This is a genomic window from Flavonifractor sp. An91, assembly GCF_002159225.1.
GTDB lineage: Bacteria > Bacillota > Clostridia > Oscillospirales > Oscillospiraceae > Flavonifractor > Flavonifractor avicola.
Window position 1 is genome coordinate 60,536 of record NZ_NFHA01000003.1, and the last position, 12,525, is coordinate 73,060.

9 protein-coding genes are annotated in these 12,525 nt (G+C 59.6%); all 9 read right to left on the bottom strand.

What is annotated here, in order from left to right; translation table 11 throughout:
* Positions 1-32: 32 nt before the first annotated feature.
* Complete coding sequence (locus tag B5G42_RS03125; protein WP_087266527.1) at positions 33-4,217, bottom strand: PolC-type DNA polymerase III; 4,185 nt, start codon at positions 4,215-4,217, stop codon at positions 33-35.
* Between the two features lie 16 nt (positions 4,218-4,233).
* The gene (gene ispG / locus B5G42_RS03130) at positions 4,234-5,271 is read right to left on the bottom strand and encodes a flavodoxin-dependent (E)-4-hydroxy-3-methylbut-2-enyl-diphosphate synthase (RefSeq protein ID WP_087266529.1); all 1,038 of its coding nucleotides are present in this window, start codon (positions 5,269-5,271) and stop codon (positions 4,234-4,236) included.
* 14 nt (positions 5,272-5,285) lie between these two features.
* Positions 5,286-6,359, bottom strand: coding sequence for a M50 family metallopeptidase (locus B5G42_RS03135; RefSeq protein ID WP_087266531.1), 1,074 nt, complete (start codon positions 6,357-6,359; stop codon positions 5,286-5,288).
* A gap of 18 nt (positions 6,360-6,377) precedes the next feature.
* Positions 6,378-7,517, bottom strand: coding sequence for a 1-deoxy-D-xylulose-5-phosphate reductoisomerase (locus B5G42_RS03140; protein WP_087266533.1), 1,140 nt, complete (start codon positions 7,515-7,517; stop codon positions 6,378-6,380).
* Between the two features lie 4 nt (positions 7,518-7,521).
* Positions 7,522-8,346: a phosphatidate cytidylyltransferase gene (locus tag B5G42_RS03145; RefSeq protein WP_242955353.1), complete on the bottom strand. Its 825-nt coding sequence runs from the start codon at positions 8,344-8,346 to the stop codon at positions 7,522-7,524.
* The gene (locus B5G42_RS03150; RefSeq protein WP_087266536.1) at positions 8,347-9,090 is read right to left on the bottom strand and encodes an isoprenyl transferase; all 744 of its coding nucleotides are present in this window, start codon (positions 9,088-9,090) and stop codon (positions 8,347-8,349) included.
* A gap of 71 nt (positions 9,091-9,161) precedes the next feature.
* Positions 9,162-9,716: a ribosome recycling factor gene (gene frr, locus B5G42_RS03155; RefSeq protein ID WP_087187992.1), complete on the bottom strand. Its 555-nt coding sequence runs from the start codon at positions 9,714-9,716 to the stop codon at positions 9,162-9,164.
* Position 9,717: 1 nt separating this feature from the next.
* The gene (gene pyrH / locus B5G42_RS03160; RefSeq protein ID WP_087187991.1) at positions 9,718-10,440 is read right to left on the bottom strand and encodes a UMP kinase; all 723 of its coding nucleotides are present in this window, start codon (positions 10,438-10,440) and stop codon (positions 9,718-9,720) included.
* 180 nt (positions 10,441-10,620) lie between these two features.
* Complete coding sequence (locus B5G42_RS03165) at positions 10,621-12,489, bottom strand: heavy metal translocating P-type ATPase (protein WP_087266537.1); 1,869 nt, start codon at positions 12,487-12,489, stop codon at positions 10,621-10,623.
* Between the last annotated feature and the right edge of the window lie 36 nt (positions 12,490-12,525).

Consider the following 12,525-nt stretch of genomic DNA (forward strand, 5'->3'; position numbering starts at 1 on the left):
CAAGCCCGCAAAGGGGGACGGTATGCCTTTCCTTAAAATCCGTCAAACAGCGTGATCTGACTGGTGTCTGGCATACCGTCCAGGGCACCCACTGCTTTCAGCTGCTCGATGTGGGTTTTGGACACCTTGGGGCAGGCGGCGGAGAATTCCTCGATGGAGATGAACCGCTTACCCTGCCGCTGCTCCATAATGGACAGGGCCGCCGTCTCACCCAAGCCGGGGATGGAGGTAAAGGGCGGCAGCAGGGTCCCCTTCTCCATATCGGGCAGGAAGTTGATTGCGTGGGAGCGGTACAGATCCATGTGCTCAAAGGTGAAGCCCCGGAGGTAGAACTCATACACCACTTCCAGGGTGACCAGGGTATCCTCCTCCACAGGAGTGGGCTTCTCCTTACTCTCAATCTCCTTCATCTTGGCCTTGCACACATCCATGCCCATACACATACAGGTGGCGTCGAAGGCCTTGGCTCGGATGGAGAAGAAGGCGGCGTAGAAGGCCAGGGGGTGGTGCACCTTGAACCAGGCAATGCGGAAGGCCATCATAACGTAAGCCACGGCGTGGGCCTTGGGGAACAGGTACTTGATCTTCTTACAGGAGCCGATATACCAGTCGGGCACACCGGCGGCCTTCATCTCCTCCTCTGCTCCCTCGGGCAGGCCTCTTCCCTTTCGCACCGCCTCCATGATCTTGAAGGAGCGCTTCTCCGGCATACCGCAGGAGATCAGGAAGATCATGATATCGTCACGACAGCCGATGGCCTGGCCAACGGGGATACCCTGATCCACGATCAGGTCCCGGGCATTGCCCAGCCACACGTCGGTGCCGTGGGAGAAGCCGGACAGGCGCAGCAGGATATCGAACTGGTGGGGCTGGGTGTCCATGAGCATTCCCCGGGTGAACTTGGTGTTGAACTCAGGAATAGCCACGGCTCCGGTGGGGCCCAGAATGGGGTCGTCCTCAAAGCCCAGCACCTTGGAGGAGGTGAAGATACTCATGGTGTCCTTGTCGTCCAGAGGGATCTTCTGGGGGTCCACCCCTGTCAGGTCCTGAAGCATACGAATCATAGTGGGATCATCGTGGCCCAGCATATCCAGCTTCAGCAGGTTGGACTCCATGGAGTGATATTCAAAGTGGGTGGTGATAATGTCGCTGTCCGGGTCGTCGGCGGGGTGCTGCACCGGGCAGAAGTCGTAGATCTCACGGTTCTGGGGAATGACCACCATGCCGCCCGGGTGCTGGCCGGTGGTGCGCTTAACACCGCTGCACCCCAGGGACAAACGGTTCTCCTCCGCACGGGTGCCGTGGAGCCCGTGGTCGTCCAGATAGTGCTTCACATAGCCGAAGGCAATTTTGTCCTTCACCGTACCAATGGTGCCCGCCCGGAACACATGGGTCTGTCCAAACAGCTCAAAGGTATAGCGGTGGGCGCTGGACTGATATTCGCCGGAGAAGTTCAGGTCGATATCAGGCACCTTGTCGCCGCCGAAGCCCAGGAAGGTCTCAAAGGGGATGTTGAAGCCGTCCTTGTCATAGGGAGTGCCGCACACCGGGCAGTTGGCATCCGGCATATCAGCACCGCAGCCGATGCCCAGCTCCTTGGCCGCCTCAAAGTCAGAGTGCTTGCACTTGGGGCAGCGGTAGTGAGGCGGCAACGAGTTCACCTCGGTGATACCCGACATGAAGGCCACCAGAGAGGAGCCAACCGAACCACGGGAGCCCACCAGATAGCCGTGGTCCAGAGAATCCTGCACCAGCTTCTGGGCCGACATATAAATCACGTCGTACTTACACTTGATGATGTCACCCAGCTCGGCGTTGATCCGGTCCACCACGATCTGGGGGGGCTCCTCACCGTAAAGGGCTTTCGCCTTATCCCACACCAGCCGGGTCAGTTCCTCGGCGGAGTTTTCGATCTTAGGAGCAAACAGGCCCTTGGGCAGGGGCACCACGTCCTCGCACCAGTCGGCCACCAGGTTGGTGTTGCGCACCACCACCTCGTAGGCCTTCTCCTTGCCCAGGTAGGCAAACTCGTCCAGCATCTCCTGGGTGGTCTTGAAGTAAAGAGGCAGGGGCGAATCGGCGTCGTCAAATCCCTTGGAGGCCAGCAGGATATGGCGGTAAATCTCGTCCTCCGGGTCCAGGAAATGGACGTCGCCGGTGGCGCACACCGGCTTGTCCAGCGCCTCGCCCAGAGCCACCACCGTGCGGTTAAAGTCCCGCAGCTCCTCCTGGCTCTTCACCATCCCCTTGCGGAGCATAAAGGCGTTGTTGCACAGGGGCTGGATCTCCAGGAAGTCGTACCAGGAGGCGATGCGCTTGAGCTCGTTCCACTCCTTCCGTTTGACGATGGCCTGGAACAGCTCGCCGGCCTCGCAGGCCGAGCCGATGATGAGACCCTCCCGGTGCTGGTTGATGAGGCTTTTGGGCATGATGGGATACCGCTTGAAGTGGTCCAGATAGGAGGCAGAGATCAGCTTATAGAGGTTCCGCAGGCCCAGCTGATTCTTGGCCAGCACGATCAGGTGCTTGGGCTGCCGCTTGGCCTTGCCGCCGGAGCGGAGCTTGGACATGGCCGGGTTGATCTGCTGGAGGGTATGCACCCCCAGGTCGGCCAGCATCCTGAAGAAGGGTACCAGCATATAGCCCACCGTGGCCGCGTCGTCATAGGCCCGGTGATGGTTGAAAGCAGGCAGATTCAGGTGGTTGGCCACGATATCCAGCTTATACTTGCCCAGGTCGGGCAGCAGGTTCTGGGCCAGGATCAGGCTGTCCAGAGAGGTATTCTCGAAAGGCCGGCCCATGCGGCGGCAGGCCTCCCCAATAAAGCCCATATCAAACTCCGCGTTGTGGGCGGCCAGAGGCCGGTCCCCCACGAAGTCCAGGAACGCATTGACCGCCTCCTCCTGGGAGGGGGCCCCCTTCAGCATCTCATCCGTGATGCCGGTGAGCTGGGTGATCTCCCGGGTCAGGGGCCGGCCCGGGTCGACGAAGGTGGAGAACTGCTCCACCACTTCCCCGTTCCGCAGCACCACGGCGCCGATCTCAGTGATGGCCTCGGTGCGCTTGTCCAGGCCGGTGGTCTCAATATCAAAGCAGACGATATCTTGTGTAAAGTCCTGATCCTTGTCACCGTGAATGACCACCCGGTCATCCACGTCGTTGATAAAATAGGCCTCCACGCCGTAGAGGATCTTGATGTTCTTGGCCGAGTGCCAGGCGTTGGGGAAGGAATGGGCCACTCCGTGGTCGGTGATGGCGATGGCCCGGTGGCCCCACCGCTCCGCCCGCTTCACCACGTTCTTGTCCACGCCGATGGGAGAGTCCATCTTGGAGCCCACAGCGGTAAGGGCATCCATGGCCGACATATTGGTATGGAGGTGGAGCTCCACCCGTTTCTCGGGGGCATTGTCCATCTTGGGCTCTTTTTTGCCCTCCATCACCGCGAAGGGCTCCAGCACCATGTCACCGGTAAAGCGGTCGATATTCAGCTTACCCTGGATAAAGAGATGCTGACCTTTCTTCACACCCTCTACCAAGGGCTTGCCCTCATCGCCGGGAAAAAACTTGTTGACCCGCACGGAGCCGGTATAGTCGGTCACGTCGAAGGACACCACCCAGGCCTCCCGCCGCTTCAACTCCCGGTGGTCTACCGCGAACACGTCGCCCTCCACAATGACGGTACCCATATCCAGATCCAGGGTACCCATTGGGATAGGTTCCTTCTTGATCTCATGGCGGCCGTAAAGTAATTTCCCTTTTCCTTCTTTAGGGGCCTTTTTCTCTGTGGGACGGGCCACCTTCAGGCTCTCCAGAGCCTTGCGGCGGATCTCCTCGGTACGGCGGAAGGCCGCAGCGGCATCATCCTCCACCGGCGGCTTTTGGGGCTGCTGGACGGGAGCAGGCTGCTCCGGAACCGGGGCGGCTGCCGCAGGCTTCCGGGGCGCTTCGGGCGTAGGGGCAGCCCCATCCCCAGCCGGGACAGTCATCTCCAGCGACACCTGCTCCACCCGGTAGGCCAAGGCAATGCTGCGCTCGATTTGGCGGCGCAGCTCCTCCGCCGGGAGCGCGGTGCACTCCACCTGGGCCTTGATGGACCGGGTATGTTTATCGATGACCGCCCGGGTCACTAGGTAGCCCTGGACCATCGCCGTCAGCTCCGGGCCGGGCCGCCAGGCGGAAAACAGTTTTAAAAATGGGATCTTTTGTGCTTGAGGCATAGGACACGCTCCTGCTTTACAGTTGGTCGATCAGGGTAAACAGCTCGTCCACCAGCTGCTCCTGGGGGACCTTCTTCACGATCTCGCCCTTGCGGAACAGAAGGCCCTCCCCCTGTCCACCGGCAATACCTACATCGGCGGCGGCGGCTTCGCCGGGGCCGTTGACCACGCAGCCCATCACTGCCACGGTAATGGGCTTGTGGACTTCCTTCAGCCGATCCTCCACCTGGTGGGCCAGGTCAATCAGATCAATGCGGGTACGGCCGCAGGTGGGACAGGACACCAGATTGGGCTCGTTGGCTGCCATACCCAGGGCCTTCAGGATATCCTTGGCGGCGTACACCTCCTCCACCGGGTCGGCGGATAGAGACACCCGCAGGGTGTCGCCGATACCCAGGGCCAGCAGACCCCCGATGCCGATGGCGGACTTGATGGTACCCATACGGGTGGTGCCCGTCTCGGTAACGCCAAGGTGTAAAGGATAATCACTTTTCCCGCTCATCAGCTTGTAGGCCGCCATCGTGGTAACTACCGATGAAGACTTAAGCGACACACAGATGTCGTGGAAATCATACTGCTCCAACAGAGCGATATGGCCAAAGGCGGACTCCACCAGGGCCTCCGGGGTGACTCCGCCGTACTTGGCTAGCAGGGGCTTCTCCAGAGAACCGCCGTTGACGCCAATGCGGATGGGAAGGTGTCTTGCTTTACAGGCTTCCGCTACCGCTTTCACCCGGTCTTCCCCGCCAATGTTGCCGGGATTGATGCGCACCGCGTCGCACCCCTCCTCCACACAGGCCAGAGCCAGCTTGTAGTCAAAGTGAATATCCACCACCAGCGGGATATGAATACGGGCTTTGATAGCCCCCACAGCCTTGGCCGCCGCCATATCGGGTACCGCTACCCGGATGATCTGGCAGCCCGCCTCCTCCAGACGGAGGATCTGATTCACCGTGGCTGCCACGTCATCGGTACGGGTATTGGTCATGGATTGAATGGTGACCGGAGCGCCGCCGCCCACCGGGACGCCGCCCACAAAAATCTGTCTGGTCATTGGTATACCTCCCGCTAAAACAGCTTGATCACGTCGTTGACCGCCACCACCACCATTAAGGCGATGAGGCAGAAAAAGCCCACGGCATTCACATAGCCCAGATACTTTTCATTCATCTTCTTTTTGGTAATGAGCCGGTAGATCCCGCCCACAAACACAAACAGGATCTGTCCGCCGTCCAAAGCCGGGATGGGCAGCAGATTCATCACCGCCAGGTTAATGGCAATCAGAGCGGTAAAGTCCAGGATGTTGATGAACAGGCCAAACAAACCTGCCGCTGCGGCGCCTGCCTGACCCACATCGCCTGCCACCGCCACAATGCCGATGACACCTGACATATCGTTGAGGCCCACCGCACCGGTAATCAGGTCGCCAAGGCCCATCCATACCATACGGACGTAGTCCACCGCCTGATACCAGGTGTTCCGCAGCAAGGTCAGGGAGGTATCCTCCTGGAACTCGCCCAGATAAATTCCCCGCTTCATGACCTGATTGCCGTTTTCATCGGTGAGCTGTCGATAGGGCAGGTCAATGGTGCCCAGATCCACCTTCTCACCGTCCCGCAGCACCACCACATCCACCTGCTCCCCTGCTCGCTCCAGGAAGATAAAGGCGTCGTTGTTGAAGTAAATGCGGTGGCCATCAATGGAATAAAACTGATCTCCCGGCTGAAGCCCGGTCTGGGCGATATCCTCTGCCCCGGGCATAAAGCCGGTGACCACCGGCATGGACGGACTGCCCGCCATAGCCATGATGATGAGGATGAGCACCACACCGGTAATGAAATTCATGAACGCACCGGCCACCAGAATGATAAGCCGCTTCCAGCCCGCCTTGTTGCCAAAGGCACGGGGATCGTCAGAGGACTCCCCCTCTCCCTCCATGGCACAGAAGCCGCCGATGGGAAAGGCGCGCAAGCTGTAAAGCGTCTCCCCTTTCTCCCTTGAAAACAGCTTGGGACCCATGCCGATAGCAAACTCGTTCACCTTCACACCCATCAGCTTGGCGGCAATAAAGTGGCCGAATTCATGGATGGCAATGAGCAGCCCGAAAAACAGGATGATGAGCACAATGGAAAGTACGTTCATAAACACCTCAAACTCAGATTACTTGCCCGCTGCCTGACGGGCCTCTTTGTCTGCTTCCAATACGTCCTCCAGTGTGGGAGACTGGACCACAGGAACCTGGGCCAGCGCCCGCTCCACCCGCTTGGCAATCTCGCCAAAGGAAATCTGCCCCGCCAGGAAGAGGCCCACCGCCGCCTCGTTTGCACCGTTGAGGATAGCGGTAGCGGTGCCGCCGGTTTTGGCGGCCTCCAGGGCCAGAGAGAGGCAGGGAAACGCCTCATAGTCCGGGACGTGAAAGGTCAGGGGCGGACAGGTCAGCAGGTCCAGGGGCTTTGCCACCGCCTCAGTGCGGGCGGGCCAGGTCAGGGCATACTGGATGGGCAGGCGCATATCGGGTACCCCCAACTGGGCCAGCACCGCGTTATCACAGTATTCCACCAGGGAGTGGATGATGCTCTCCCGGTGGACCACAATGGAGATTTTTTCCGGCGGCATCCGATAGAGCCGCATAGCCTCGATAAACTCCAGGCCTTTGTTCATCAGCGTAGCGGAGTCCACCGTGATCTTAGCGCCCATAGACCAGTTGGGGTGCTTCAGGGCCTGCTCCACCGTAGCAGAGGCAATCGCCTCTTTATCCCAGCCCCAGAAGGGCCCGCCGGAGGCGGTGAGGATAAGGCGTTTCACCTCTCCCCTGTCCCGGCTGCCCTGGAGGCACTGGAAGATGGCGGAATGCTCCGAGTCCACCGGTACGATCTCCGCGCCGTACTGATCGGCCCCATTCATCACCAGCTCGCCGGCGCACACCAGGGTCTCTTTATTGGCCAGTGCAATCCGTTTGCCCTGACGGACCGCCGCCAGGGTAGGAACCAGGCCCACCATACCCACCACAGCGGTGAGCACAGTGTCCGCCTCCTCCAGAGTGGCGGCCTCCACCAGTCCCTCAGGACCGGAGGCCACCCGGATGGACGTATCGGCCAGCCGGGTCCGCAGGTCGGCGGCAGCGGCAGGGTCCATCATGACCGCCAGTCGGGGCCGAAACTGGCGGCATTGGGCCTCCATCCGCGCTACGTCCCGGTTGGCGGTCAAGGAAGCCACAGTCATGCCACAGGCGGCAATCACTTCCAGTGACTGCCGCCCGATGGAGCCGGTAGAACCCAGCAAAGAAATGCAGTTGCTCATGTGTTCAGCCTCCCACAGCGGGCAGGAATTGGATCAGCAGTTCGATCAGGGGCGCACAGAAGATTACGCTGTCGAAACGGTCCAGCACGCCGCCGTGGCCGGGGAAAATGTTACCGAAATCCTTGATGCCATACTCCCGCTTGATATAGGAAAAAGACAGGTCGCCCAGCTGGGATACAATGCTGCCCAGAGCGCCGTAAATCACAAGATACAGGTAATTGACCTGCATGGAGAAGCCAAACTGGAGGACAGCGCCATAGATCACCGTGCAGATAATGGCACCTGCAAAGCCGCCCACAGCGCCCTCCACCGTCTTTTTGGGGGAGAGCTCAGGCGCCAGCTTATGCTTGCCGAAGGCCATACCCGCAAAGAGGGCAAATGCGTCGCTGAGAAAGGCTACCTCAAAGGGCAGCACGATGAGGGCCATCCAGTGCTCCATGAGCCGGATCCGCAGCAGCGAGGACAGAAAAAAGGGAATGACTACGCTGAGGAAGAAGGCGCCTCCCATCTTCTCCAGCGTAATGCGCTTATGGCTGGCAATGGCCTCGGCAAAAAGGAGCACCACATAGAGGAACATTCCGGCCAGGGCGGGCATCAGCTTGCCGTTATAGTAGACCCAGAACGGAATGAGACCTGCCAAAACAATGGAATAGCCGGAAATACGGGTATGCTTGAGAAATCCGGTGGACCACAGTACCTCATGCACCGCGATCATAGACAATCCGGCCACCAGAATGGGCAGGATGACCGGATAGACCGGCGAGACACCGTATACCGCCGCCGCCAGCAGCGGAATACAGACCACCGCCACCATGATTCGCTTGACCACTCAGACACCTCCATAGCGGCGGGAGCGGCTCTGATAGGCCGCCAGCGCCTTGTTCAGCTCTTCCTTGCTGAAATCAGGCCACAGCACATCGGTATAGTAGAACTCCGCGTAGGCCGACTGCCACAGCAGGAAGTTGGAAATCCTCAGCTCACCACTGGGCCGGATCACCAGATCCGGGTCAGGTATCCCAGCGGAATAGAGGTAACCGGAAAAATCCGTCTCTGTCAGCTGAGCGGGGTCTTTCATCCCCGCCGCACATTCCGCCGCAAAGGCCCGGGCCGCCCGGACGATCTCGTCCCGTCCACCATAGTTGAAGCATACGTTGACCTGCATACCGTCATAGTGGGTGGAGATATCGTCGGTACGCACCGTCAATTCTCTCAGCTCCGGAGGAAGTGCCTCCAGATCTCCGAAAAAGTGGAGTCTGATCTTGTCCCGCTCCATCTTCTCAATGGACTCCAGAAGATACTTCTTCAGCAGTCCGATGATGGCGGAGACCTCCTCCAGAGGCCGCTTCCAATTCTCCGTGGAGAAGGCGTATACCGTCAGATACTCAATTCCGATCTTCTGACAGTATGTGGCGATGGTACGGAAGGTCTCCGCGCCAGCGGCGTGGCCTGCCGTACGAGGCAGCCCCCGGCGCTTGGCCCAGCGGCCGTTGCCGTCCATGATGATCGCCACATGACGGGGCAGGTGGTCAAAATCCACCTGGACCTGCGCCGCCTTCGGTTTGAATAATGCCATGTTCAACCCGCCTATACGACACCAGTGCGGGACACTCTTCGCATCCCGCACCATGTGTCTCTTGTTTGATGTTATACCGCCATCAATTCCGCTTCTTTTTTGACGGTCAGCTCATCGATCTCCTTGCACCGCTTGTCGGTGAGATCCTGGAGCTCTTTCTCATAGTCCTTGCGGTCGTCCTCGGTCATCTCGCCCTTTTTCTCCAGAGCCTTAAACTTCTCCATGGCGTCCCGGCGGATGTTGCGGATGGCCACCTTTCCGTTCTCACCGTACTTCTTCACCTGCTTGGTCAGTTCCTTACGGCGCTCCTCGGTGAGCTGAGGGAAGGACAGACGGATCACACGGCCGTCGTTCTGGGGGTTGATGCCCAGATCAGAGCACTGGATGGCCTTCTCGATGGCCTTCAGCAGAGTACCGTCCCAGGGCTGGATCATCAGGGAACGGGGATCAGGAGAGGAAATGGCGGCCACCTGATTCAGGGGGGTGGGGGCGCCGTAGTAGTCCACCGTAATCTTATCCAGCACGGCGGCGTTGGCCCGTCCGGCACGGACACTGGCGAAATCACTCATCACTACGTCGATGGTCTTTTTCATCTTGGCGTCGAATTCTTTATTGAGCTCTTTCATTTCACGGTTCCTCCTTGACGATGGTTCCGATTTTTTCACCCATGACCACACGCAGAATGTTCTCAGGGTCCTTGAGTGCGAACAGGATCACCGGGATCTTGTTGTCCATGGACAGGGACGTGGCGGTGGAATCCATCACCTCCAGGTGCTGAGCCAGCACATCGTCATAGGTGATGGTATCATACTTCACCGCGTTGGGGTCCTTGCGGGGATCGGCGGAATACACGCCGTCAATGTTCTTGGCCAGCAGAATGGCGTCGGCGTCGATCTCTGCCGCCCGCAGTACAGCCGCCGTATCGGTGGAGAAGAAGGGATTGCCGGTGCCGCAGCCGAAGATGACCACTCTGCCCTTCTCCATATGCCGGATGGCCTTGGAACGGATGTAGGGCTCGGCGATGGACCGCATCTCAATGGCGGTCTGCACTCGCACGTCCACACCCTTCTGCTCCAGCACGTCGGCCACTGCCAGTGCATTGATGGTGGTAGCCAGCATTCCCATGTGGTCGGCACGGGTACGCTCCATCCGGTCGCCGCCATCCTTCAGGCCGCGCCAGAAATTGCCGCCGCCAACCACGATGCCCACCTGGACACCGGCTGCCACGCACTTCTTAATTACGTCGCAAACGCTGCCGATGACATCGAAATCCAGACCCCGGCTGGCCTCGCCGGCGAGGGCCTCGCCGCTGAGCTTCAGAAGAATCCGCTTGAACTGCGGTTCACTCATATGTTCAACCCCTTTTCGGAAAATCATGCTATCTTATTTTAATATAGTTTTCCATTTTTGCATAGAGGTTAGGCTAAAGTTTTTCAAATTATTCGTATTCTCTCCTTCCCCTCCTGTAAAAATTGTCAAGGGCTCTGTTCCCGCCTTCAAAAAAGCGGGAACAGAGCCCAGTTTCCCCTTTTACGCCCTTTTGTGCCAGCGCAGCAGCAGGGCAGAATTGACAATGACCACCACCGAGCCCGCGTTGTGGACCAGCGCCCCCACCACAGGATTCAGAATGCCGGTAATGGCCAAGGCAATGGCCGCAAAGTTCAGCGCCATGGAGAAGGTCAGATTGCACTTGATGGTGACCATCATCCGCCGGGCCAGCCGCAGCAGATGGGGCAGCTGCCGTAGATCGTCCCCCACCAGGGCCATATCGGCGGCATCCACAGCGATATCGCTGCCCACACCGCCCATGGCAATACCCACCATGGCCCGTTTCAGTGCAGGGGCATCGTTGATGCCGTCGCCGATCATGCACACCGGTCTGCCCTCTTCCTGAGCCCGGGCAATCCAATTCAGCTTGTCCTCCGGCAGGCATCCAGCCTTCACCTCCCGGATATTCAGCAGTGCCGCGATATGCCCGGCGGCGCTTGGGTGGTCACCCGTCAGCAGCACCGGCTGCACTCCGGCACCCTTCACTGCCCGAATGGTCTCTGCCGCGTCGGGCCGCAGGGTATCGGCCAGAGCCATCACCCCGATCAATGTTCCCTCTTCTGCCAGATAGATAAGGGTACACCCCTCGTCCAGCCGGGCCTGAACAAAGCCCTCCGCCTCCTGGGGCATGGGCACACCCAACTGCTCCATCAGCGCCAGATTGCCTGCCCATAGGTCTCTGCCCTCCACAATGCCCTTCAATCCCAGGCCAGGCAGCACCTCCACGCTCTTCCCCTTCGGCACCAGATCAGGAAAGCGCTCCCGTCCACCCGCGGTAACGGCCTTACCCAAAGGGTGCTCCGACCAGGACTCCAGGCCCACAGCCCCTGTCCACACCTGTTCCTCCGTCCGGCCATTCAGGGGAAGCACCGCAGTTACCTGCAGCTTTCCTAATGTAAGAGTGCCCGTCTTGTCAAAAGCCACACACTGGACCCCAGCCAGCCGCTCCAGCGCATCTCCCTCCCGTACCAAGAACCCGTGCCGGGTGGCGTTGCCAATGGCCGCCATAATGGCGGTAGGGGTAGCCAGCACCAGGGCACAGGGGCAGAACACCACCAAAATAGTAACCGCCCGGATCAGCTCCCCGGTAACAAAGCCGGTGATGGCGGCGGCGGACAGGGCAATCGCCACGATCCAGGTGGCCCACCGGTAGGCCAGTCCCACGATTTTCGCTTTTCCTGCGTCCGCCGACTGGACCAGCCGTACCATCCGCTGGATGGAGCTGTCCTCCCCCACTCGGGTGGCTTCCATGGTGAAGGCCCCGTATTGGTTGACCGTTCCGCTGGACACCTGGTCCCCTGGGGCCTTGTCCACCGGCAAGGACTCTCCTGTCATGACCGATTGGTCCACAGAGGTGCGCCCGTCCCTTATGATCCCATCCACAGGAATGGTCTCACCGGGCAGCACCCGCAGCAGTTCCCCCACCTGGACCACCTCCGCGGGCACCACCTCTTCCCCGTCGCCAGTCAGCCGGCGAGCGGTGCGGGGCGTCAGTTTCACCAGCTTTTCAATGCCCGCTCTGGCTCGGGCCACCGTCAGATCCTCCAGCAGGGCGCCCAGCTGCATAATAAAGGCCACCTCGCCAGCGGCAAAGTCCTCGCCGATGATCACCGAAGCCACCAGAGCAATGGATACCAGCACATCCGCCTTGATGTCAAAGGCAGTGATCAGCCCAATGAATGCCTCCAAAATAATAGGCAGACCGCACAGCACAATGGCCACCCAGGCCGGGTCTACCGGCAGATGAGTCCCCCACAGAATGCTGACCACCAGAGCCAGCCCGGAAAGAACAAGCAGTGTGATATCCTTGCGGACACCGCCCCACTCCAGTATGGCCTCCAATTTTTTCATATCATCCGCCCTCCTATACCCCTATGGGTATCTCGC